The 22,481-nt window shown below is 61.8% G+C and carries 19 protein-coding genes and 1 riboswitch; of the genes, 9 read left to right on the top strand and 10 right to left on the bottom strand.

Annotated elements, in window-relative coordinates:
- Window positions 1–482: 482 nt before the first annotated feature.
- Both DVU_RS08470 and DVU_RS08465 read right to left on the bottom strand, forming a co-directional pair.
- Complete coding sequence (locus DVU_RS08470) at window positions 483–1,085, bottom strand: MarC family protein (RefSeq protein WP_010939073.1); 603 nt, start codon at window positions 1,083–1,085, stop codon at window positions 483–485.
- Between the two features lie 203 nt (window positions 1,086–1,288).
- A complete protein-coding gene (locus tag DVU_RS08465) occupies window positions 1,289–2,050 on the bottom strand; it encodes an SDR family oxidoreductase (protein ID WP_010939072.1) in 762 nt (253 codons plus the stop codon).
- Between the two features lie 171 nt (window positions 2,051–2,221).
- On the opposite strand from DVU_RS08465, the gene DVU_RS08460 reads away from it, so the two are divergent.
- From DVU_RS08460 to ribB, 7 genes are all read left to right on the top strand, one after another.
- Window positions 2,222–2,974, top strand: coding sequence for a (Fe-S)-binding protein (locus DVU_RS08460; RefSeq protein WP_010939071.1), 753 nt, complete (start codon window positions 2,222–2,224; stop codon window positions 2,972–2,974).
- A complete protein-coding gene (locus tag DVU_RS08455; RefSeq protein ID WP_010939070.1) occupies window positions 2,967–4,394 on the top strand; it encodes a LutB/LldF family L-lactate oxidation iron-sulfur protein in 1,428 nt (475 codons plus the stop codon). The genes DVU_RS08460 and DVU_RS08455 overlap by 8 nt, the downstream gene beginning before the upstream one ends.
- Window positions 4,387–5,052: a LutC/YkgG family protein gene (locus DVU_RS08450; protein WP_010939069.1), complete on the top strand. Its 666-nt coding sequence runs from the start codon at window positions 4,387–4,389 to the stop codon at window positions 5,050–5,052. The genes DVU_RS08455 and DVU_RS08450 overlap by 8 nt, the downstream gene beginning before the upstream one ends.
- 217 nt (window positions 5,053–5,269) lie before the next feature.
- On the top strand, window positions 5,270–5,542 hold the full coding sequence (locus DVU_RS08445; protein ID WP_223295152.1) for a DUF1653 domain-containing protein: 273 nt from the start codon (window positions 5,270–5,272) through the stop codon (window positions 5,540–5,542).
- A gap of 315 nt (window positions 5,543–5,857) precedes the next feature.
- Complete coding sequence (locus tag DVU_RS08440) at window positions 5,858–7,303, top strand: cation-efflux pump (RefSeq protein WP_010939066.1); 1,446 nt, start codon at window positions 5,858–5,860, stop codon at window positions 7,301–7,303.
- Between the two features lie 22 nt (window positions 7,304–7,325).
- The gene (locus DVU_RS08435) at window positions 7,326–7,970 is read left to right on the top strand and encodes a carbonic anhydrase (RefSeq protein WP_011792222.1); all 645 of its coding nucleotides are present in this window, start codon (window positions 7,326–7,328) and stop codon (window positions 7,968–7,970) included.
- A 231-nt stretch (window positions 7,971–8,201) separates the two neighbouring features.
- Window positions 8,202–8,349, top strand: a riboswitch (FMN riboswitch).
- A gap of 94 nt (window positions 8,350–8,443) precedes the next feature.
- On the top strand, window positions 8,444–9,088 hold the full coding sequence (ribB, locus tag DVU_RS08430; protein WP_010939063.1) for a 3,4-dihydroxy-2-butanone-4-phosphate synthase: 645 nt from the start codon (window positions 8,444–8,446) through the stop codon (window positions 9,086–9,088).
- 262 nt (window positions 9,089–9,350) lie between these two features.
- Here ribB and DVU_RS08425 read toward each other — a convergent pair whose 3' ends face one another.
- Window positions 9,351–10,232 carry a PilZ domain-containing protein gene (locus tag DVU_RS08425; protein ID WP_010939062.1) on the bottom strand — a complete coding sequence of 294 codons (882 nt, stop codon included), beginning with the start codon at window positions 10,230–10,232 and terminating at the stop codon, window positions 9,351–9,353.
- A gap of 498 nt (window positions 10,233–10,730) precedes the next feature.
- On the opposite strand from DVU_RS08425, the gene DVU_RS08420 reads away from it, so the two are divergent.
- Together DVU_RS08420 and DVU_RS08415 are read left to right on the top strand one after the other, a co-directional pair.
- Complete coding sequence (locus DVU_RS08420) at window positions 10,731–12,752, top strand: FAD-dependent oxidoreductase (RefSeq protein WP_010939060.1); 2,022 nt, start codon at window positions 10,731–10,733, stop codon at window positions 12,750–12,752.
- Window positions 12,753–12,775: 23 nt separating this feature from the next.
- On the top strand, window positions 12,776–14,596 hold the full coding sequence (locus tag DVU_RS08415) for a 2Fe-2S iron-sulfur cluster binding domain-containing protein (protein ID WP_010939059.1): 1,821 nt from the start codon (window positions 12,776–12,778) through the stop codon (window positions 14,594–14,596).
- Between the two features lie 252 nt (window positions 14,597–14,848).
- Here the strand turns inward: DVU_RS08415 and DVU_RS08410 are convergent, their stop codons facing one another.
- From DVU_RS08410 to DVU_RS08380, 7 genes are all read right to left on the bottom strand, one after another.
- Window positions 14,849–15,220 (bottom strand): iron hydrogenase small subunit, encoded by a 372-nt coding sequence (locus DVU_RS08410; RefSeq protein WP_010939058.1) that lies wholly within the window; start codon window positions 15,218–15,220, stop codon window positions 14,849–14,851.
- 11 nt (window positions 15,221–15,231) lie between these two features.
- Window positions 15,232–16,497 (bottom strand): [FeFe] hydrogenase, group A, encoded by a 1,266-nt coding sequence (locus DVU_RS08405; protein ID WP_010939057.1) that lies wholly within the window; start codon window positions 16,495–16,497, stop codon window positions 15,232–15,234.
- A gap of 152 nt (window positions 16,498–16,649) precedes the next feature.
- Entirely contained in the window at window positions 16,650–17,882 is a 1,233-nt protein-coding gene (hydF, locus tag DVU_RS08400) for a [FeFe] hydrogenase H-cluster maturation GTPase HydF (protein ID WP_010939056.1), read from the bottom strand.
- A gap of 4 nt (window positions 17,883–17,886) precedes the next feature.
- On the bottom strand, window positions 17,887–18,846 hold the full coding sequence (hydE, locus tag DVU_RS08395) for a [FeFe] hydrogenase H-cluster radical SAM maturase HydE (RefSeq protein ID WP_014524386.1): 960 nt from the start codon (window positions 18,844–18,846) through the stop codon (window positions 17,887–17,889).
- 5 nt (window positions 18,847–18,851) lie between these two features.
- The gene (locus tag DVU_RS08390) at window positions 18,852–20,264 is read right to left on the bottom strand and encodes an aspartate ammonia-lyase (protein ID WP_010939054.1); all 1,413 of its coding nucleotides are present in this window, start codon (window positions 20,262–20,264) and stop codon (window positions 18,852–18,854) included.
- Window positions 20,251–21,645, bottom strand: coding sequence for a [FeFe] hydrogenase H-cluster radical SAM maturase HydG (gene hydG, locus DVU_RS08385; RefSeq protein ID WP_010939053.1), 1,395 nt, complete (start codon window positions 21,643–21,645; stop codon window positions 20,251–20,253). The genes DVU_RS08390 and hydG overlap by 14 nt, the downstream gene beginning before the upstream one ends.
- Window positions 21,646–21,672: 27 nt before the next feature.
- A complete protein-coding gene (locus DVU_RS08380) occupies window positions 21,673–21,942 on the bottom strand; it encodes a TM1266 family iron-only hydrogenase system putative regulator (RefSeq protein ID WP_010939052.1) in 270 nt (89 codons plus the stop codon).
- Between the last annotated feature and the right edge of the window lie 539 nt (window positions 21,943–22,481).

The raw sequence follows: 22,481 nt of genomic DNA, 5'->3' as shown, positions 1-22,481 counted from the left end.
CTGCGTATTGCCTTGTGTGCGTTCTTCATGCCCCCTGCGGAGGCCGACGCCTTGGTAGGCACGTGCCCCACGGGGTGAGGCCACGAGCCTGCCTCCGCTTCAGCTGGCAGGAGACTGATGACGCGCAGACCGTTGGTGTCACACTGACCGAGTCGGCCTGAATCGAGGAGACGGTTACCGCTTGCGGTTTTTCCTTCAGGGGTCTCCCGGATGATTCGGTAGAATGAAGCCCCCGGCATGACAACATGCCGGGGGCTTTTTCATGGCGCTTCGGTACCCGATTCATGCCAATGCCACTGTGTTCACGTCTCCCGCGAGGGCAAGGCTTCTTGCACGGCAGGACAGGGGGCGCGGGCAGAAGACACAACGTCCCATGTTCCACGAGCATTGAGCCCGTATCACGTCACCTGACGGTCTTCTGCAACAGACCGGCATCGCTTGAGCGCCGTATGTCATCCATTGTCGCCCGAGGCAGGGTACGGCTAGCCGAGAAAGTTGCGGATTCCCGTGAAGATGATTTGCGCGGCGAGTGCAGCCAGAATGAGCCCCGTCAGTTTGGTGAGGATGGAGATGCCAATGCGCCCCAGCATCCTTTCTATGGGGTTGGCGAGGTAGAGGAGTCCTCCCACGGTGAGCACTGCCGCCAGCAGCGAGACGCTTCCCATGACGCGTTCCATGGGCGTGCGGACGGTCGCCCCCATGACCATCAGTGCACCCGTCGTCGCAGGGCCGACCGTGATGGGGATGGCAAGCGGCACGACGCTGATGTCACCTTCCGCAAGCGGTTCTTGCGCGGGCTGCGGACCCCGCACGAGGCTCACGGCCGAGAGGAACAGCAACGCCCCTGCACCGATGCGGAAGGCATCGAGTGTGATACCGAAGATGGCGAAAATGGTATCACCGAAGAAGTAGAGACACATGCAGATGACATAGACGGCGACGGTTACCTTCACGGCGGTGCGGCGTTGCTGTTGCGGGGTGAACGAACGCGTCAGCGCAAGAAACATCGTCAGCACGAAGAACGGTGCGAGAACGAAGAAAAGCTTGATCCAAGTGCTGATGAGTATATTGAGGGCGTTATCCATCTCGACTCCGGCGACGGGTTCGTGTTGCGTTGGACTTGATTCATTCGGTTGCAATGCCTCGCCGTCCGCCGTTCATGGACGTCTGGGCGGATGCTCATCCCCCGTACAGGCGCAATTCGCTGGCACCGGGAAAGGGCGTCACGGTCAGGCGGGGCAGCCACTATGTACGCTCCCCCGCCTGTTTTCTAGCTTCGACAGGCGGCCTAGTCGGCTTCTGTCCGGTGTACCGGCAGTGCACCGAAGGATTGGCACGTGGGCATGACTTCGATGCGATTGATGTTCACATGCGCCGGACATGTGACCGCAAAATGGATGATGTCGGCGATGTCGACAGGGCGCAGCGGTTCCGTGCCCTTGTAGACGCCAGCCGCCTTCGAGGCATCGCCCTTGAAGCGTATCACGGAGAATTCGCTTTCGGCGAGTCCCGGTTCGATGTTGGTGACTCGTACGCCCGTTCCGTGCAGGTCTGCCCGCAGGTTGCGGGAGAATTGCATCACGAAGGCTTTAGTCGCTCCGTAGGTGTTCCCGCCGGGGTACGGATACGACCCCGCAATGGAACCGAGGTTGACCACGTGTCCCTTGCCGCGTTCCACCATGCCCGGTAGCAGGGCGCGGGTGCAGTACATGAGCCCCTTGAGGTTGGTGTCTATCATCGTCTCCCAGTCTTCGAGAGAGGCGCGATGCGCCGGTTCGAGTCCGAGGGCGAGCCCGGCATTGTTGATGAGTACGTCCACGTTGGCGAACGCCTCGGGCAGGGCGGCAAAGGCCGCTTCCACAGCCTTGCGGTCACGCACGTCGAAGACCAGCGGCAAGCACCTGTCTTCACCGAGTTCGGCGGCGAGTTTTTCAAGGCGTTCCTTGCGGCGTCCGGTGATGATAAGGCGGCAGCCCTCGGCGGCGAAACGACGGGCGCAGGCTTCGCCGAACCCTGCGGTTGCTCCGGTGATGCATATGGTGGCTTGCATGGAGTACTCCTTGATTAGCGATTGAAGGGGCTGCGGTGTAGTACCGCCAGTTGCCTGTGCGTGCAACATGTGCTGCGCGTGCGAGATGACACCCCCGTGTGTGCGTGGTATGATGAGGCGAATATCCGTTGCCGACGGTGGACAGAGGAACCATGCACGCAGTGAGGAGCCATGTATACCTACCCTGAAGACATCAAGACAGTCTATTTCTTCGGTACCTGCCTCGTGGACATGTCGTTCCCCGACGCGGGCATGGCAGGGATACGCCTGCTACAACGTGCCGGGGTGGAGGTCGTGTTTCCTGCCGCCCAGAGTTGTTGTGGGCAACCTGCCTATAATTCGGGGTTCTTCGACGAGGCTCGAACCGTTGCCTTGCGGCAGGTCGAGGCCTTTTCGGCACACGATTGGCCCATTGTCGTTCCCTCTGGCTCATGCGCGGGCATGATGCGCTTCCATTACCCCGAGCTTTTCGCCGAGGCGCCCGACTATTTCGAAGTACGGCGCTTCAGTGAACGGGTCTTCGAACTCGGCGACTTTCTCTGCAATGCCCTGCACCAGACCTATGAGGACAAGGGTGCCCCCATCAAGGTCACATGGCATTCGTCGTGCCATGCCATGCGCGAAATGGGTGCCGTGGCCGCGGCGAAGACGCTCATCGGGCAACTCGCCAACGTGGAACTGGTCGACCTGCCGTACGAGTATGAATGTTGCGGCTTTGGCGGCACGTTCTCCATCAAGCAGCCGGAACTTTCCGGTGCGATGGTGTCGGACAAGGTTGCCAACATCCGTTCTACCGGGGCTGCCAGAGTGCTTTCGGGCGACTGTGGCTGCCTCATGAACATCAATGGCGCGATGGAGAAGCAGAGTGTGCCTGTACAGGGGCAGCATCTCGCGTCGTTCTTGTGGGAGCGCATCAATGGCTAGCAGCACATCCATCGACTTCAAGGGCAATGTCACGGGCGCTCTGGCCGACAGGCAACTGCGGGCCAATTTCCGTTCGGCGCTCGACGGTCTCCGGGCCAAGCGTCTCAACGTTTTTTCCGACGCCGAAGAACTGGACAGGATGCGAGTGCAGGGTGAGGCGAACAAGCGCCGTGCTCTCGCGCAGCTGCCAGCCCTTCTTGAACAGCTTGAACACCGGTGCACGGCGAACGGCATCATCGTCCACTGGGCGGAAACCACCGACGAGGCAAACCGTATAGTCCTCGACATCATGCGCAGCCATGACGCCACAACGCTGGTCAAAGGCAAATCCATGGTGTCCGAAGAGATGCATCTCAATGCCTATCTCGAACGCCACGGCATAGAGGCGCTGGAGACCGACCTTGGCGAGTTCATCATCCAGCTGAACCACGAGCCCCCGTCTCACATCATCGTGCCCGCCGTGCACAAGAACAGGCAACAGGTGGCGCGCATCTTCCATGAAAAGCTCGGGGAACCGTATGTGGACGAGGTGGAGAAGCTCAACGCCATCGCCCGCAGGACGCTACGTGAGAAGTTCCGTACCGCGCAGGTGGGCCTTTCCGGGGTGAACTTCGCCATCGCCGAGACAGGGACGCTGCTGCTGGTGGAGAACGAGGGCAACGGGCGCATGTGCACAACGGTGCCGCCCGTTCATATCGCCCTCATGGGACTGGAGAAGGTGGTCGAGAGGCTGGAGGATGTGCCGCCCCTTCTCCGGTTGCTCACAGGTTCCGCCACAGGTCAGCTGGTGACGACCTATGTGAACTGCATCACCTCTCCGCGCAAGCCCGGCGAGAAGGACGGCCCCCGAGAGGTGCACCTTGTCATCCTCGACAACGGTCGCTCGCGGATGCTGGCCGACCCGCAGCTGTCCAGAACGCTGCAATGCATCCGTTGTGGCACCTGCCTGAACCATTGCCCGGTGTATGTCCGCATCGGCGGGCATGCCTATGACTCGGTGTATCCGGGGCCCATCGGCAAGATTCTCACCCCGCAGATAGACGGGCTTGCCCGAAAGGGTGTGCTCGCCACGGCATCCAGTCTGTGCAACGCGTGTGAAGAGGTCTGTCCGGTACGGATTCCCATTCCCGCCCTGTTGCGCCGCTTGCGCCGCGAGAGTTATGCGCCCCCCGGCGAGGGCGTCGTGAAAGGCGCAGGAAGCAAGCGCACCCTGTTCGAGAAGGCCGTATGGAAAGGGTGGGAGATGGTCTACAGCCATCCTGCCCTGTATTCCTTCGTCTTGAAGGTGCTGGGACGGTTCGGGCATCGGCTGCCCAAGGTGGGACCGCTCAAGGCGTGGACGAGTGTCCGCACCGCCCCCCGGTTCGCTTCCACGAGTCTTCATGAGCTTACCCGACAGGAGGGCATCCGTCATGAGTAGCACGACAACCTCGCGCGAGCGGATTCTTGGGCGGCTTCATGCGGCCTGCGCCCGTGCCGCGATGCCGCTGCCCGGGTGCGGCGATGTATGGCAGGCTGCTGACATTCCAGTCGAGGAACGGATACCGTTGCTCAAAAAACGCATGGAGACCGTTCGGGCAGAGGTGCATGTCATGCCTGAGGCCGAATGGCCCAACCGTCTTGCAGGAAAGCTCTCGGAACGTGATGTGAAGACGCTCGCCTATGGGCCGGAGGCATGGTTCGGGGCGGCCTTGCGCAAGAAGTTCAAAGGGAAGGCGGCACCTTCCCTTGTCCCGTACGAGGGGGATGTCGAGGCGTTCCGCGATACCCTCTTCGATACGGATGCGGGTATCACCGGCACGTTGGGTGGCATTGCCGAAAACGGTACGCTCATACTGTGGCCCGACGCCGTCGAACCGAGGTTGCTGTCGCTGGTGCCGTCCATCCATATCGCCTTGCTGAAGGCGGACTCCATACACGCCACATTCGCCTCGGCCTTGCGTGACATGGGCTGGGCAAAGAACATGCCCACCAACGCCCTGCTCATCTCCGGCCCGTCGAAGACGGCAGATATCGAGATGACACTGGCCTTCGGCGTACACGGGCCACGTGAACTCATCGTTCTTGTGCTGGAGTGATGGCAGACCGGGCCGGGACCGAATGGTCCCGGCCTTTTTTTGACGGTACGAGGTGAAGATGGCACAGCTGCGGTGCAGGAATGTTCGATGATGCCTTTTCATCTCATGGGGTACCGTGAGAGCCTGTGCCGTAAAGCCATGCTGACGCGATGAGGCTGTCGGTCTGCCTGTAGCAGCGGGCAGGATGACCACAACTGTTGCAGAAGATGGGGAGTGTATGAACCCGTTCTACAGGCACTACAAAGGGCGCTTCTATCAGGTTGTGGGAGAGGCCCTCGATACGCGGGATGACGGACCGGTCATCGTCTACCGTACGCTTTATGTGTCTGGCTACGAGCTTTTCACGCGGCCGCGCGATGAATTCCTCGGCATGGTCAGCATACCTCAAGGTATCGAGGTCCGCAGGTTTCAACCGGTGACGTATGACGAACTCCCCGACGAGGCGCGGGGCATGGTGCTGCGACAGATTGTGCTGGCCACCGACGGGTAGTCCTGCCGTGCCTGTATCCGCCCTCACGCGACCGTTCAGCCGAGTGTGATGGCGAATGCGCAAGGTTCCGGTGCGATCGGTGTATCGTGTTGCCGCGCCTGTCGTCGATGTGCATGGAATATGCAATGCATTATCACAGGTTGCATGGAAATTCTCCGGTGGTAGAGAATCCGGTGCTACAGGATTGCGTGACGCGATGTCGATGCCATCAGCAGGTGAACTGCCCGCAGGCATTGGCCTCGTAGCCGCGACATGGGGGTGAGCGGCTTGCCTCGTGCGCGCCGCCGCCGGATGCCAGATTCTACCGGAGTGAGCATGTCAGACGATTATACCTATATCGCCGAGGCCGACAGGGAGAAGCGCATCGCTGCGCTTTCATCCGTCGGGGCGGCTTTGCTGCTTACGGGACTCAAACTGGGAGTGGGGTTCGCCACCAACAGTCTGGGCATCCTCTCCGAAGCGGCCCATAGCGGTCTCGACCTTGTTGCCGCGGTCGTGACCTACTGGGCTGTTCGTGCGGCGTCGCGCCCCGCCGATGCCGACCATCCCTACGGGCACGGCAAGGTGGAGAACCTCTCCGCGCTTGTGGAGACGTTACTGCTGTTGCTCACCTGCGGCTGGATTGTGCGTGAAGCCGTCGACAGACTCTTCTTCGAAGCCGTTCATGTGGAACCTTCGGTATGGGGGCTTGCCGTCATGGGCGTCTCAATCGTCGTCGACATTTCCCGTGCACGCATGCTGCGCCGGGTCGCCCGCAAGCACAACAGTCAGGCACTGGAAGCCGACGCCCTGCATTTCTCGACGGACGTATGGTCTTCGGCGGTGGTCATCGCGGGGCTTCTGGCGTTGCGCGCCGCCATGTTCTTTCCGCAGGACTCGTTCATGTTCGCCGTGCTGCAACGGGCTGATGCCTTCGCGGCACTCGTCGTGTCGTGCATCGTCGTTTTCGTGAGCCTGCAACTTGGTCGACGCGCTGTCGACGTGCTGCTCGACGGCGGGGCGCAGGAACAGGTCGAGCGTGCTGCGGATGCCCTGAAGGATTTGCCGGGTATCGTCCGCATCGAGCGACTTCGGGTACGCCAGAGTGGGCCTCGCACATTTGTCGACCTGTTGCTTTGCGTGCCGCAAGGGATGAGCTTTGAAGCGTCTCATACTCTTTCCGAACAGGCCGAACGCCGTCTCCAGGCGGTGCTTCCCCAAGCCGACGTTATCGTACACATGGAACCCGCCAGTCCCGACGAGGTGGGGATGCTCGAACGTATCCGTGGTGTTGCCGCTTCACACGGGCTTGCCGTGCATGCCGTTTCGTTCATGCTGGTCGACGGAGAACAGCATGTCGACCTGCATGCAGAGGTCGCCGGAGAGGAACGGCTTGAAGTCGCGCATGAGCGGGTGAGTGCGTTCGAAGCCGACCTTGCGAGAACGCTGGGCAAAGCCACGGTGGTGACGCATATCGAACCGGTCGCTGTTCGCGAGGATGCCCTGCCGGAGGCAAGTAATGAGGCGCTCACTGCTGTGGAAGGGGTGGTGCACTCCCTGCTTGACGCAGAGCCTGACGTCGACGATTGTCACAACATGCGGCTTCACCGGCTAGGTGATGAGCTTTCGTTGAGCTTTCATTGCCGCATGTCTCCCGAAACCCCGGTGTCGGTCGCCCATGAGGCCGCTACGCGACTTGAGAAGTCCCTGCGTGCAAGGTTGGGTGATATCTCTCGGGTGGCCATTCATATGGAGCCGACGCCGCGAAACCATCAGGCTTAACGATCAGGACAGAGGACATTCGATGCCACAGAGGGATCTCGACAGGTTCATCGCCGGTTTTCGCCGGTTTCAGCGTAACTATTTTTGCCACGACCACAATCTGTTCGAATCCTTGCGTGAAGGGCAGGCACCACGGGCTCTCGTCATCGCGTGCAGCGACTCGCGTGTCGACCCTGCTCACCTGACCGACTGCAATCCGGGCGACCTGTTCGTCATCCGCAACGTCGCCAACCTCGTTCCTCCCTATGGCCCTGACGCCAATTTCCACGGGGTCAGCGCCGCCATAGAATATGCGGTGACGTGCCTTGACGTCGAACACATCATCGTGCTCGGGCATGCGTGTTGCGGGGGCATCCATTCGCTCATGCAACAGGCTGAAGGGCAGGGCGAGTTCATAGGGCCATGGATGGGGATAGCCCGAAGGGCGCGTATGCAAGTACTCGAATCGTTGCCGCATGCAACGCCGGAAGTACAGGAACGCGCCTGCGAACAGGCGGCGTTGCTCGTCTCGCTTGAGAACCTGCTTACCTTCCCGTGGATAGCGAAGAGGGTGGAGGAGGGGACTCTTGCGCTGCATGGCTGGTTCTTCGACATGGAGAAAGGCAAATTGCTCAGGTATGACGGTGACGAGGACAGTTTCGTCGAACTTGTCACCGCTTGCGCATGAGCCTTTCATGCCTTGCATGGACTTCAGGGCCGGATTAGTCCGGCCTTTTTTTCGTCTGTTCGTTGCTATTCCCAAAATCGTGCAGTCAAGCCATGATACGTACAATATTTGTGTATTCAGATAGCTGGCTTGGTGGATGACGCGCGCTGGTTGTCGAAAAATAGCTCGATGTATATTTTATCTATAAGTCTATGCTTGACACGATTGCGGAACAGGCTGTAGGTTCAGTCCGCCAATTCTCAGGGCGGGGTGCAATTCCCCACCGGTGGTATCCGGCGTATGCCGGTAAGCCCACGAGCGCCTCTCCACGGGGAGAGGGTCAGCAGATCTGGTGAGAGACCAGAGCCGACGGTGACAGTCCGGATGAAAGAGAATGCGGCGGTGGCATCCGTGCCGTGCGAAAGGCTCATGCTTTGCGCATAGACGGAGCCTCTGTCCCTACGCCCTGGTTCATGCCTCACTGGAGGGATTCCATGAATCAGCATCTCCTTGAACAGTTCGGTACGACGCACGAGCGTGTGGAGCGCGGGCTTGCCGCCCTTCGCACGGGTCAGGGCGTTCTCGTGGCCGACGACGCAGACCGCGAGAACGAGGGCGACCTCATCTTCGCGGCTGAGACCCTCACTCCCGCACAGATGGCCATGATGATACGCGAATGTAGCGGAATCGTGTGCCTGTGCCTTCCCGAAGAGCGCGTCAGCAGACTTGGCCTGCCCATGATGGTCGCTCACAATACCAGCAGCATGGGAACGGCGTTCACCATCAGCATCGAAGCCGCAGAGGGCGTCACCACAGGTGTTTCGGCCGCAGACCGTGTTCGTACGGTCAAGGCCGCCATCGACGACGCAGCCTGTCCCGGCTGCCTGCGTTCTCCGGGGCATGTGTTCCCGTTGCGGGCAAGCCCCGGCGGGGTGCTGGAACGACGCGGTCATACCGAAGCCACAGTCGACCTCATGCGTCTGGCAGGGCTCAAGCCTTATGGTGTTCTCTGCGAATTGACGAACCCCGACGGCACGATGGCCCGCTTGCCTCAACTGGTGGACTTCGCCCAACGGAACAGGATGACTGTGCTTACGGTCGAAGACCTTGTCGCGTACAGGCAAGACAAAGGGCTCTGATGCCGTGTGCCCCGTCGGGAAGGGTGCGCGACTCTAGCGGCAGGACGCTGCATACCGTGTTCCTGTCGCAGCCTCCGTATGGAACGCCCGCATCGGCGCCGTTCCATCTCCAGAATGAAGGGAAAATGAAGGGGCGTCCTGCGGGCGCCCCTTTTCATGTATGGCCCAAGCCAACTGAGGGAGCGAAGCGGCATAAACAGAAACCGCCCGCCCTGCGGAGGTGATTGCCTGTCGGGCAATGCCACTCCCCGCGCAGGTGTGTTCAGTCTGTGGCAACCTTGCGGATGTATTGCATGTATACGGCGTTCGTCCAACGGCTCAGCCGATGGACATGGCCATCCTTCACCGGAAGCCAGTCGAGTCCTTTGGCCTTGTTGGGTTTGCCTTCATGAGTGAACTCGAATCCGATGAAGGCTTCATCCGAGAGTGAGGGGGCCGGGGTGACGTTGGCACGGGTCACGCTGAACCAGTATTCGTGGACAGGCTGGTCGGCCACAGAACCGAGAACACAGTGCATGAGGCGTCGCCCCTCTTCGCCCAGCCATGTCTGTGCCTGCAAGGCACTTCCCAGAACGGCAAGACGCATTCCCCCGGCGGAGATGTCGGCAACGCGGATGCCCCCGACTTTGAGCAGGTTGGGGTAGGGGATGGATGGAAGCACCTGCACCGTTGCCGGTTCCTGCATCATGCCCGCAAGTTCGGGATTCTGCCACATGGAAAGGGACAGTACGAGTGATGGCAGCGGGCGTATCCTCAGGCTCTTGCGTCGCTGTCCCGGTTCGATGCTGCGGGGCATGGAAAGCTCGATGAGCACACCCTTGCTCGTACGGCGCAGGTCGAGCAACGTCGCGGAGAAGTTGTAGAACGTTTCGGAACGATTCGGCTGAAGCCTGACGATGCTGAAGAAACACTGCACCTTGCGGCCTTTCCAGCCGGTGCTGAGGGCCGTGGCGCGCGAGACGTCGAGAAGGATGCTCTCCCGTGAGACATGTTCGACTGAACACGTCACCGAATGAGGCTTGGTGTCTCTTTCCGGGACTACGACGATGAACTTCGCACGGGTATCGATGGCCTGTCCAAGCAGGTCGTTTACGGTGTCCTGCGCTTCGGGCAGGTCGTCCTTTTTGCCGAATCGGAAAAGCATTCTCTCTCCGTCTGTGGGGCTATTTGCCCGTGTCGGACCGACATGGTGGTATTGCCTGTCTGAAGCGGCAGTACCCGCGGCGTGCAGGCCGTCAATGGGGCGTTCCCCCTATGCCACGTTGCGGGCCGGAAGCCAACAGGTGGGATGCCGCATGTTCTGTTGGCACCCTGTTTTCGTCACCTTTGGGGCTGCAGTGGATATTCTGCCATCGTTATACGTCGAAGCATTTCTTTACAGATGCGCAGGCGTTGGTGCCTCTCGCCATGCGCCAGATGAGAGGCGTCCCGGCATGGCGGTGGCGGGTGACGATTCTTTTCAGTGCAGCATAGCACAGCCACATATCTGATGTGGAGTAAGCAAAGGGTTTCCATGGCAGGTTTTCAGGCTTTCTTTCTTCCCTGCTCATAGGTAGAAGTCGGTTTCGGGGTTTTGCGACGTACCTGTCTCGTCTTTTGCCGTATCCATACTCATACCCGCGAGGGGTTTTACGGAAGCTGCATGGCACGTGTCATCTACGGAATCTGGGACGGTACCGTCCACGACAACAGGGGAAAGGCGCTTTTCGAGATACCGGATGCGCCGGGGTTCGAAGGGTTCGATACGTTCAATCAGGGCAACTCCATTCGCGCCTTTGTCGGAGATAGAGGGTTCTTCGTCTTCGAACCGGGTGTGAATCTGCTCGATGCCTTGTGGCAGTATATGGAAAGGGCCGCCCGCGAGTCATGCGGCAAGTGTACGCCATGCCGTGTCGGCACGGGTATCATCCGCGACAGCCTCGCCGCCCTGCTGCGTGATGGTGTCGGTTCTGGCGGTCTGGGCACTTTGGTCGAACTCGCTGAACAGGTACGCTCTACTTCATTGTGCGGCCTCGGGCGCACGTGCACTGTGGCACTGTGCGGCGCGCTTGAGCACTTTCAGGATATGCTCGTTGAAGGGGCGCGCACGGCGAGCGGACAGCAGCACGGCATGAGCTATGTCACGGCACCGTGCATCGAAGCCTGTCCCGCCAGAGTGAATGTCCCCCGCTATATCGATTACATACGTGACGGCATGCCCTCGCATTCGCTCGGGGTCATCCTGCAGAAGTATCCCATGGCGGCGACCTGTGGCCGTGTGTGCGTGCGGTTCTGCGAACAGGCATGCCGACGCGGGCTGGTCGATGAGCCCGTTGGCATCAAGATTCTCAAACGCTACGTCGCCGACCATGAGAGTCACCTTGCGCAGGGCTGGTTCTCTCCTGATATCGTACGTGACAGAAAACCCGGCCACCTCAAGGTGGCAGTGGTGGGGGCCGGACCTGCCGGCATATCCTGCGCCTATCACCTGCTTCTCAACGGCTACCCCGTCGACGTGTTCGAGGCGCGTAACGAGGCGGGGGGCATGGCTGCATGCGGCATTCCCAGTTACAGGTTGCCCAAGGATGTCCTCCGTACGGAGACCGACATCGTCGAACGTCTCGGAGGGCGGTTCTTCTATGGACAGCGTCTCGGGCACGATGTCTCGCTCGATGGACTCCGTGAGCAGGGATACAAGGCCGTGTTTCTCGCCCTTGGTTGCCCGGAAGGACGCCTTCTGGGCATTGAGGGGGAGGATACATCGCTTGAAGGATACCAGCCCGGCATCGACTTTCTCTTGCGAGTGCACGACCATGTCGAATCGCAAGCCGACGCTTCGCTGTCAGGGGTGGTCGTGGTCGTGGGGGGCGGCAACGTCGCCATGGACTGTGTCCGTTCCGCATTGCGCCTCGGCGCACGTGAGGTGCACCTTGTCTACCGTCGCACACGCGACGCCATGCCTGCCGACCATGAGGAGATAGAGGCCGCAGAGAAGGAGGGCGTGGTCTTCCACTACCTCACCAACCCGGTGCGCATCATCACCAGACAGATGGTGGACTCCGCAGGCGTGACCCGTGACCGTGTCGTCGGTGTCGAGGTCGTGGACATGCGCGAGGGCGAGCCCGATGCGCGAGGAAGGCGCGGCGTCGTCGCGGTGTCGGGGTCGGGGCGCGTCATACCCTGCGATACCCTCATCCCCGCCATCGGCCAGCAGATGGACAGCACCGCGCTTTCGCCGGAGGACGGCGTCGATGTCGACGCGCGAGGTCGCGTCGTCTCCGACCAGACCACTCTCGCCACGACGCGGCCCGGTGTCTTTGCCGGGGGCGACTGCGCCTTGGGCCCCTCAACGCTCATCCAGGCCATGGCGACCGGCCTCAAGGGGGCGCGGAGCATCGACGACTATCTGCGCTACGGCAGGGTCCGCTTCTTTCCCAGAAGCCGGATGCGCCGTATCATCCGTGATTTCAAACCGCTGTCGCAACAGTGGGTCGATACTCCGGTTCGTCATCTGTACCGCATCCATGCACAGGAACTCGACCCCGCCTACCGCAGGCAGTTGTTCGACGAGGTGGAATGTCCCATCTCCGCAGAGGACGCCTATCACGAGGCCGGACGCTGTCTGCGTTGCTACCGCGTCTATTCTGTCATCACCGAGGCCGCCATCCCGCAGTGCGACGACTGACGGGCCGACGAAGCGGAGAGCACATGAACGCGTTCATCAATGGCAAGGAAGTCCGGTGTGAACCGGGCAGGACGATACTTGAGGCCGCACGCGAGAACGGGCACTTCATTCCCACGTTGTGCGAACTTGCCGACATCGGTCATGCACCCGGGACGTGCCGGGTCTGTCTGGTCGAGATATGGCGTGACAAGGAGGCCGGGCCGCAGATTGTCACCTCCTGTACGACCCCCGTCGAGGAGGGAATGCGCATCTTCACGCGTACCCCTGAAGTACGCAGGATGCAGCGGCTACAGGTCGAACTGCTGCTGGCCGACCATGACCATGACTGCGCAGCCTGCGCCCGTCATGGAGACTGCGAGTTGCAGGATGTGGCACAATTCGTGGGTCTTACCGGTACGCGTCACCATTTTCCGGACTATGCCCGCAGCCGCACCCGTGATGTCTCTTCGCCGTCCGTCGTGCGCGACATGGGCAAGTGCATCAGGTGCCTGCGCTGTGTCGCCGTGTGCCGCAACGTACAGGGCGTCGATGCCCTCGTGGTGACGGGAAACGGCATCGGCACCGAAATCGGGCTGCGGCACAATCGTAGCCAGAGTGCGTCCGACTGTGTGGGCTGTGGCCAGTGCACATTGGTCTGCCCTGTGGGGGCATTGGCTGGACGGGACGACGTGGAGCGTGTCATCGACTATCTCTACGACCCCGAAATCGTCACCGTGTTCCAGTTCGCCCCGGCGGTGCGGGTGGGCCTCGGTGAGGAGTTCGGGCTGCCTCCCGGTTCAAGCGTGGAAGGGCAGGTGCCCACGGCCTTGCGCCTTCTCGGGGCAGACGTGGTACTCGATACCAACTTCGCAGCCGACCTCGTCATCATGGAGGAGGGCACCGAACTCCTGCAACGTCTTCGGGGCGGGGCGAAGCTGCCGCTCTTCACCTCCTGCTGCCCCGGCTGGGTGAATTTCGCCGAGAAGCACCTCCCCGACATCCTGCCGCATGTCTCGACCACACGCTCGCCTCAGCAGTGCCTTGGCGCATTGGCCAAGACCTATCTTGCGCGCACCATGAACGTCGCACCGGAGAGGATGCGCGTCGTATCGTTGATGCCCTGCACGGCGAAGAAGGAAGAGGCCGCACGGCCCGAATTCAGGCGCGACGGTGTCCGGGATGTGGACGCAGTGCTCACCACGCGTGAGTTCGCCCGTCTTCTCCGGCGTGAGGGCATAGACCTCGCCGGACTCGAACCCTCGCCCTGCGACGACCCCCTGATGGGGCGGGCAACCGGGGCGGCTGTCATCTTCGGTACGACAGGCGGGGTAATGGAGGCGGCACTGCGTACGGTCTACCATGTGCTGAACGGCAAGGAACTCGCCCCAGTAGAACTGCATGCCCTGCGCGGATACGAGAACGTGCGTGAGGCTGTCGTCCCGCTTGGTGAGGGTAACGGTTCCGTGAAGGTCGCCGTGGTGCATGGGCTCAAGGCTGCCCGGCAGATGGTCGAGGCGGTTCTTGCAGGGAAGGCCGACCATGTGTTCGTGGAGGTCATGGCATGCCCGGGTGGATGCATGGACGGAGGCGGTCAGCCGAGGTCGAAGCGCGCCTACAACCCCAACGCGCAGGCGCGACGTGCCGCCCTTTTCTCGCTCGATGCGGAAAACGCACTGCGGCAGTCGCACAACAATCCGCTCATCGGCAAGGTCTACGAATCATTCCTTGGCGAGCCCTGTTCGAATTTGTCTCACCGTCTGCTGCACACCCGGTATGGCGACCGCAAGAGCGAAGTCGCCTACACCATGCGCGACATCTGGCATGAGATGACCCTTGGCAGGCGGGTACGGGGCGACTCTGATTGATCGTGGACAGGTGCTGACGTTTTCCGCCCCCCTGCGCTGCGCGTCGGGGGGCTTTTCTGTCGCCGCGCCACAAGGGACAGGCTTCACGAAAACAGTAATGTATTACTTTAAGTGTCTTCGTGTCATGAGATCGTGGGGCAGATGCATCTGCGTTGCCGGAGGAATCGCCCTGAGGTCAGGCCAAGAGGCCCTCGCCGCAGGCGGTTCCGGCATCACGGATGTGCGTTTATGCCTTCCGTATACGTTCTGGCGCTATTCGTAGGGGTACGGACCTTCGAACTCGGAAGCACGCGGGTTGGGCAACTTGCCTGCCGTGGTGAGTTCCTTGACGCCCTTGGACTTGTCGAACCAGTGCGTGTGCAGCAGGTCGTGCGACTTGTGACCGAGAGGCTTCTCAAGGTAGCTCTTGTAGAGAGCCTTGACCTGCGTGTTGTCCTGCGAGGCGCGAACGGGGAACTTGGCATCCGCCCCGTAGACGCCGTTGATGCGGTCAAGCATGTAGTCCTTGATCTGCTTGACGGCGGCAACGGCCTTTCCGGTCATGCGAATGCCGATGAGGGCTGCGCCCGTCGTGACGCAGGCGACCTTGAGGAAGCCGCGCCGGGTGATGCTGGCTATCTGCATGGCGTTTCCTCCTATGCCTTGTTGGCGCTCGCCATGGCGAGGCGCTTCTTCAGGCCCGCGTAAAGGCGGGTGGTGGTGCGGTCCATGGCTTCGAGCACGCCGGGCATGACGGGCTGACCGCCGCCACAGACGCAGCCGCCGGGGCAGGCCATGTATTCGATGAAGTGATAGGGCGACTTGCCCGCCTTCACATCGTCGCAGACCTGCTTGAACCGCTTGGCCCCGTGCACCACGGCGACCTTGACGTCGGTACCGCCGACGTTGACGGTGGCTTCCTTGATGCCATCAAGACCGCGCACGGCCTTGAAGTCCCAGCTGTCGGGCTTCTTGCCGGTGACGGCTTCGTAGGCGAAGCGGAGTGCCGCTTCCATGACGCCGCCGGTGACGCCGAAGATGGTGGCACCGCCGGTGGATTCACCCATGAGGCTGTCACGCTTGCCGTCGGGGAGTTTCGCGAAGTCGATACCGGCCTTCTTGATCATGTAGGCCAGCTCACGGGTGGTCAGCGTGGCGTCGATGTCGCGCATGCCGCTGGACTTCAGTTCGGGACGCAACCCTTCGTACTTCTTTGCGATGCAGGGCATGATGGAGACGGTGTAGACCTGCTTGGGGTCGTACTTCATCCGCTCTGCGCCGTAGGTCTTCGCCAGTGCGCCGTTCATGCCGATGGGCGACTTGCACGTGGAGAAGTGCGGCAGCAGTTCGGGGTAGTAGGTCTCGGCATACTTCTGCCAGCCGGGGCAGCACGAGGTGAACTGCGGCAGCGGCATGTCGCTCTTCTTGGTGAGGCGTTCCACGAACTCGGACCCCTCTTCCCAGATGGTCACGTCAGCGGTGAACTCGGTGTCCCAGCAATGAGCGAAGCCGAGCTTCTGCAGGGCCGCGAGCATCTTGCCGGTGGTGACGGAACCGACGGGCATGCCGAAGGCGTCGCCCAGTGCATAGCGCACGGCGGGGGCGGGCATGGCGATGCATTTCACCTTGCCGTCCTTCAGCTTCTTCTCGACTTCAGGCACCCACGACTGTGCCTCGTAGATGGCGTTCTCGGGGCAGTGCGTGAGGCACTGGCCGCAGTTGATGCACGCCTCGATGTGGGGAATGGAGTGCGGTTCGCCCATTTCGCCGAAGATGGCGGCGGTGGGGCAGTACTGCGAACAGGTGTCGCAGCCTATGCACTTTGCCTCGTCGATCTGGACGAAGTGGAGCTTGTCCGGATCGGCCTTGGGGTCCGGAGTGTGCATCTCATATTCGATGCGCTCCATGACGGTACGGCTCATCTGCAATCCTCCGTCGTTACAGGTTCTGGCAGGCGCGGGCGGTATGCCTCGCTGCCGTTGCCGGGAGCATGTCCCGGCTTGTATCTGTCTGTAATATCAGAAGGGCATTGCTCTGCCTGCGGAGATTCTGCCCTATGTGTTGCAGCATCCTGTCAGCCCCGCGGTATGGAGTCGAATGCCTCCTGTGCCGCAGGGAAGGGGCCAAGGGCGCGGTGCAGCACCCCTTGCGTGAGTGATATGGCGAGTCCGTAGTTGGTCATGGGTACTCCCGCCGCAGCCGCGGCGTGCATTCGCCCCAGCATGTGCCCGCGTGTGATGACGCAGCCACCGCAATGGATGATGAGGCGGTAGCCGGAAAGGTCGGCAGGCATGTCCTTGCCTGCGAAGGTGTCGATGTGGATGTTGCCCCCGGCGTACTGGCGCAGCCAGCGGGGTATCTTCACCCTGCCGATGTCGTCGGCGAGTGGATGGTGGGTACACGCCTCTGCCACAAGCACCCGGTCACCGGGGGCGAGCGTCTCGATGACCGCTGCCCCGCGTGCAAGTGTCTCAAGTTCACCCTTGAACCGTGCCATGAGAATGGAGAAGGTCGTCAGGGGGATGCCGGGCGGGGTGTCGGCTGCGGCCTTCAGCACCACCTGCGAGTCGCACACCACGAGGTCGGGCGGTTGCGTGAGACGGTCGAGGGCAGGGCGGAGTTCGCGCTCCTTGACGACCATGCACATGGCGTCGCCGTCGAGAATGTCGCGAATGGCCTGCACCTGCGGCAGGATGAGCCTTCCCTTGGGGGCTCCGAGGTCGATGGGGACGACGAAGATGACAAGCCCGCCAGCAGGCACGAGGTCGGCAAGAAGGGCTGGCTGGCTGATGGCATGTTCCGGGGCCATGCGGGCCATGAGGGCACGCAGCGCGTCGATGCCGCGACCATCTGTGGAACACACCGCCGCCGATTCGATGCCTTCGGCCAGAAGTGATTGGCGAACGGTCTGCGCGACAGGAGTCTCATCGCCTTTTGTCAGCACTGCGATGACGGGTATCTTGCGTTCCCGGAATGCCGCGACGAGGTCGCGTTCATAGTCTCCCCATACATCGCCCTCGCTGGCAACCAGCGCAAGGTCGGTGCGGTCGAACATCTGCCTCGTCCTGTCGCTGCGCATGAGGCCGAGGTCGCCCGTATCGTCGATGCCAGCCGTGTCGATGAAGACCACAGGCCCGATGGGGGCCATTTCCATGGTCTTCTCCACGGGGTCTGTCGTGGTGCCGGGAGTGGCGGAGACGATGGACACGGTCTGCCGGGTCAGCGCGTTGAGTAACGACGACTTGCCGACATTGCGGCGTCCGTAGATGCCTATGTGCAGTCGCAGTCCCTTGGGGGTGTCCTGCATGGGGTCATGCCTCGCGTCGCAGGCTATGTGTGCGGCCCGCAGCTTCGATGGCTGCGCGTGCCTCGTCCATACCCACGCGGTGTTTGTTGTCGTAGATGCGGTAGTGAGCCCGGTGTGTGTCAGGAGTGAAACCCGGCATGAGTACGTTGGCCCCGGCGCGCAGTCCGTCACGTTGCCCGCCGATGGGGTCGAGCGTGGCTAGTGCCGTCGTCGCCGGAAGGTTCGCGTCGGGCAGGGCGATGCGCAGCGCGGCCAGTACCCGCAACGCCAGGGCGGTGGACCCTTGAGGCTCGCCACCCAGCGGTGTCTGCGCCTGTGGGATGAACGGCCCGGCACCGCACATCTCCACACCGAGTTCACGCGCCAGAAGGATGTCATCGGCGAGCACTTCGGGCATCTGCCCCGGTATGCCGATGATGAAGCCGGAGCCTATCTCGTAGCCGAGTCCATGCAGCGTGCGGAGCGCTTCTAGCCGTTGTTCCAGTGTCCTGCCGGGATGCAGTCTTGCGTAGAGGGCCGCATCTGCGGTCTCATGCTTCATGAGGTATCGCGAGGCCCCGGCTTCACGCCACAGGGCATAGTCGCGTGGGGGGCGTTCGCCGCAACCGAGGGTGACGACCACTCCGAGTTCCTCCCGGATGCCGCGAATCATCGCAGCGATGGTCGACGCCTCGCAGGCGAGGTCGTCTCCTGATTGCAGGACGATGGTGTCTGCGCCACCTGCGACGGCGAGACGGGCCGCGTCGATGACTTCACGCGGGGTGAGCCTGTAGCGGTGCGCTGCGGAGTTGGAGCGCCGAAGGCCACAGTAGCGACAGTCGCGTACACAATGGCTGGAGAATTCGATCAGCCCGCGTACGAAGACATGTTCACCCTTGTGAGTGCGCCGGACAGCGTCGGCCCGTGCGAAAAGCTCTTGTTCTGGGGCTTCGTAGAGCAGATACAGAAGTTCATCGCGCTGCATGGCGGTCATCCTCTGTACCCCAGTGCCACGAGACGTTCAGGAGAAAGCAGCCTTGCAAGCCGGTCTTCGTCGATGAGTCCTGTCGCTTTGGCAGCCCCGAAGACGTCCGTGCCGTGTTCGCGCATGTGGCGGGCCATTTCAGAGGCGGCGGCGTAGCCGATTTCAGGAACGAGTGCCGTAAGCGTGGCTGTCGATGTGGAAACGTGCCGGGCGCAGGTTTCCGTATCAGGGTGTAACCCTTCGACACAGCGCGTACGGAACAGGTCGCAGGCATTCGTGAGAAGCTCGATGCCATGCAGCAGCGCATCAGCGATGAGCGGCATGAAGGCGTTCAGTTCAAGCTGACCGTGCTGGGCGGACAGGGTGATGGCAAGGTCGTTGGCCGTTGCCTGCATGGCCGCCTGTGCCACGGTCTCGCACACGACCGGGTTGACCTTGCCGGGCATGATGCTCGACCCGGCCTGGACGGGCGGGAGTACGACCTCGCCGATGCCGCCACCCGGCCCCGACGCCAGCAGGCGCAGGTCGGAGGAAAGCTTGAGCAGATTCGAGGCGTGGGCCTTGAGTATGCCAGACACCTCGACGAACGCATCGACATTCTGTGTGGCGTCCATGAGGTTTTCTGCTCTTGCGAGAGGCAGGCCCGTGTCTTCACGCAACCTGTCCACGACAGAGAGGATGTAGCTTCGGGGGGCTGCGATGCCGGTGCCGATGGCGGTTCCTCCCAGATTGACGACGCGCAGTCTCTCCGAACACTTGAACACGCGCCACCTGTCCCGCGAAAGGGCTTCGGCCCACGCGCCACAGGCTGCCCCGAATGTCATGGGCACGGCATCCTGCAACTGGGTGCGCCCCAGCCGCACCACCTGCGCGAACGATGCCTCGTGCGTCTGGAATGCGGACTGGAGTGCGGCAATCGCCGGTTCGAGTCGCGCCAGCAGACGCAATGCCGCAATCCGCACTGCCGTGGGGAACACATCGTTGGTGGACTGATGCAGATTGACGTGCGCCAGCGGGTCGACAAGCTGGTACTGGCCTCGCGTGCCGCCCAGCATCTCTTCGGCGCGGTTCGCCAGCACTTCGTTGACGTTCATGTTGGCGGAGGTGCCAGCGCCGCCTTGCAGTGCGTCGACCACGATGTGCTCGCCCAACCCGCCATCTTCAAGCTCATCACATGCCATGATGATGGCCTCGGCCACCTCACGGGAGAGGTGGCCGAGGTTCATGTTGGTACGTGCACAGGCACGCTTCACGGCCCCGAATGCCCTGATGATTTCCGGGTGCAACGGGCGGCCGCTGAGGGCGACATTGGAGAGCGCCCGTTGCGTATGCGCACCGTGCAAGGCCGTGCGGGGAACCGCACAGTCGCCGAGCAAGTCGTGCTCGATGCGGATGGCGTCCTGATCAGACAAAGACATCCCGACGGCCCTCGTCCACACGGGCGATGAGTCGTTCAGCCACACGGCGCGTCTTCTCGTCGAGTTTGCCGAGGTCGGCTGCGATGACCGATTCGCCCACGGCCCGCGCCTCGGGAGTGCCGTAGTCGAGCAGGTACTCCTTGAAGGTGGCGAGGGCGTTGGGCCCGCACTTCTGCTTGATGAGCCCCGGTTTGGCGAGGTCCATGAAGTCGTGCCCAGTGCGGCCCATGCGATAGCAGGCGGTACAGAACGAGGGGATGTACCCCATGCTGCCCACATCGGCGATCACTTCCGAAAGCGACCTGTGGTCGCCCAGCTGGAATTGGGCTGCCTCTTCGCGTTCGTTCTCGGCATAGCCGCCGGGGTTCGTGCGGCTGCCGGCAGATATCTGTGAAACGCCGAGGGCCAGCGTCTGTGTACGCATCTCGGCGCTTTCGCGCGTGGACATGATGATGCCGGTATACGGCACGGCAAGCCGAAGGATGGCGACAAGGCGCATGAAGTCGGCGTTGGAGACGGGCCTTGGCGGGTTCGACGCCATGTCCGAACCGCAGGCGGGTTCGAGACGAGGCACGCTGATGGTGTGACATCCCACGCCGAAGGCCTCTTCAAGGTGCTGTGCGTGGCGCAGGGTGGCGAGTACCTCGAAGCGCCAGTCGTACAGGCCGAACAACGGTCCGATACCCACGTCGTCGATACCCGCTTCCATGGCACGGTCCATGGCGGTGGCGCGCCAGTCGAAGTCCTTCTTCGGGCCGGCCAGATGCACCTTCGCGTAGGTGCCCCGGTGGTACGTCTCCTGAAAGAGCTGATATGTCCCGATGTCGCGGGCCTTGAGGTTGCGGAACTGCTCGACGGTGAGAGGGGCGACGTTGACGTTGAGTCGGCGTATCTCGCCTGTGCCCTCGTGTACCGAATAGACGGCATCAATGGCGCGCAGCACGTAGTCGAAGCCCTCGCGCGGGTACGATTCGCCCGCTACAAGCAGGATGCGCTTGTGGCCCTGCTGGACGATGAGTCGTGTCTCGTCGGCTATGGCATCCATGTCCAGCGCCTTGCGATCGAGTTCGGTGTTCGATCGTCTGAAGGCACAGTAGAGACATTCGTTGGAGCACAGGTTCGAGATGTAGAGCGGCGCAAAGAGCACGAGGCGGTTACCGTAGATCTCTTCCTTCACGTCGCGGGCGGTCTGGAACATCTCCTCTACGAGTTCGGGGTCGCGGAGGGCGATGAGCGTTGCCACGTCGTCAAGGTCGAGTCCGCCGAGTAGCCTTGCCTTGGCGATGACCTCGCGGGCCTTCACCGCATCTTCTTGAGCGTTGCGCTCGAGCGTCGCTTCCAGTGCGGCGTCGTCCAGCCAGGTAGCCTTCATCTCTGCCATGCGGGTCTCCTCACCGCGACGGCGGGGCTAAGCCGCGTCGTCGGTCAGCAGGAGCGTACGTAGCCGGACACCAGGCAGATTGCCCAGCCTGCCGGTCATCGCTCCCAGTTCATCCGTATCGCCATCGACAAGCAGGGAGATGATGCTCACGCCGCGTTCGCGGTAGGGCACTCCCATCCTGCCGATGACCAGCCTGCCGAAGTCGCTGATGATGGTGTTGACCGCCCCAGCGTTATTCGCCGGGTCGCGCACGAGAATGGCGACGACACCGACGCGCTTGCACCGTTCACTGGACATGGTGTCCTCCGCATGGGTCTGCTGTCGTGCGGACACCCGGCAACGTGCCTCTGGAACCGGGATTGTGCTCAGCCGGTTTTCTGCACGAGTGCGAAGAGCTGGTGTCCGGAACCGGGCGGTATGGAACGGTTCTTCCAGAAAAGCAAGAGGGAGTAAGAATGGACGGGGCAGTCATGGAGTGAGGGGAGGGCGACCGTGCGTACAAGCCAGCCGCAGGGCCAGGGTGTGCATCATCACCCGGTGAGGCATGGATTGCCATGCCCCCCACATTCGCCAGAATGCTGTCGTCGGGATGGTCGGCTTTCAGCTGTGAATGCGTTGCTACGCGTCTTTGTCTCAGCCCCGTGATAACCAGCACATCCATCGCCGCATCCTGTGCCCGTGGATTGTCTGTTCGGGCTGTGTGTTACGAGGTAGGGCGGGTTCGCCCACGGTTCTTTTAGTCTTGCGTGTCACATTTGTCAAATACGTGTTACCAATGTGAGGGCTTTATACGTAGAGGTTTTATCTATCGTAGCGAGACGATTCAATGTGTTGGA

It is taken from the genome of Nitratidesulfovibrio vulgaris str. Hildenborough, assembly GCF_000195755.1.
GTDB classification, from domain to species: Bacteria; Desulfobacterota; Desulfovibrionia; order Desulfovibrionales; family Desulfovibrionaceae; genus Nitratidesulfovibrio; species Nitratidesulfovibrio vulgaris.
Note: the sequence above shows the minus strand (reverse complement) of the source record. Positions and strands in the feature narration are given on the sequence as shown.

Bases quoted from the DNA above. Each gene is read 5' to 3' on its own strand.
- DVU_RS08440 (WP_010939066.1), top strand. From the start codon at position 5,858: ATGTCAGACGATTATACCTATATCGCCGAGGCCGACAGGGAGAAGCGC.
- DVU_RS08435 (WP_011792222.1), top strand. From the start codon at position 7,326: ATGCCACAGAGGGATCTCGACAGGTTCATCGCCGGTTTTCGCCGGTTT.
- DVU_RS08470 (WP_010939073.1), bottom strand. From the start codon at position 1,085: ATGGATAACGCCCTCAATATACTCATCAGCACTTGGATCAAGCTTTTC.
- DVU_RS08420 (WP_010939060.1), top strand. From the start codon at position 10,731: ATGGCACGTGTCATCTACGGAATCTGGGACGGTACCGTCCACGACAAC.
- ribB (WP_010939063.1), top strand. From the start codon at position 8,444: ATGAATCAGCATCTCCTTGAACAGTTCGGTACGACGCACGAGCGTGTG.
- DVU_RS08410 (WP_010939058.1), bottom strand. From the start codon at position 15,220: ATGCAGATAGCCAGCATCACCCGGCGCGGCTTCCTCAAGGTCGCCTGC.
- DVU_RS08450 (WP_010939069.1), top strand. From the start codon at position 4,387: ATGAGTAGCACGACAACCTCGCGCGAGCGGATTCTTGGGCGGCTTCAT.
- DVU_RS08405 (WP_010939057.1), bottom strand. From the start codon at position 16,497: ATGAGCCGTACCGTCATGGAGCGCATCGAATATGAGATGCACACTCCG.
- DVU_RS08445 (WP_223295152.1), top strand. From the start codon at position 5,270: ATGAACCCGTTCTACAGGCACTACAAAGGGCGCTTCTATCAGGTTGTG.
- DVU_RS08455 (WP_010939070.1), top strand. From the start codon at position 2,967: ATGGCTAGCAGCACATCCATCGACTTCAAGGGCAATGTCACGGGCGCT.
- DVU_RS08415 (WP_010939059.1), top strand. From the start codon at position 12,776: ATGAACGCGTTCATCAATGGCAAGGAAGTCCGGTGTGAACCGGGCAGG.
- DVU_RS08425 (WP_010939062.1), bottom strand. From the start codon at position 10,232: ATGCTTTTCCGATTCGGCAAAAAGGACGACCTGCCCGAAGCGCAGGAC.
- DVU_RS08460 (WP_010939071.1), top strand. From the start codon at position 2,222: ATGTATACCTACCCTGAAGACATCAAGACAGTCTATTTCTTCGGTACC.
- DVU_RS08390 (WP_010939054.1), bottom strand. From the start codon at position 20,264: ATGTCTTTGTCTGATCAGGACGCCATCCGCATCGAGCACGACTTGCTC.
- DVU_RS08380 (WP_010939052.1), bottom strand. From the start codon at position 21,942: ATGTCCAGTGAACGGTGCAAGCGCGTCGGTGTCGTCGCCATTCTCGTG.
- hydG (WP_010939053.1), bottom strand. From the start codon at position 21,645: ATGGCAGAGATGAAGGCTACCTGGCTGGACGACGCCGCACTGGAAGCG.
- hydF (WP_010939056.1), bottom strand. From the start codon at position 17,882: ATGCAGGACACCCCCAAGGGACTGCGACTGCACATAGGCATCTACGGA.
- hydE (WP_014524386.1), bottom strand. From the start codon at position 18,846: ATGCAGCGCGATGAACTTCTGTATCTGCTCTACGAAGCCCCAGAACAA.
- DVU_RS08465 (WP_010939072.1), bottom strand. From the start codon at position 2,050: ATGCAAGCCACCATATGCATCACCGGAGCAACCGCAGGGTTCGGCGAA.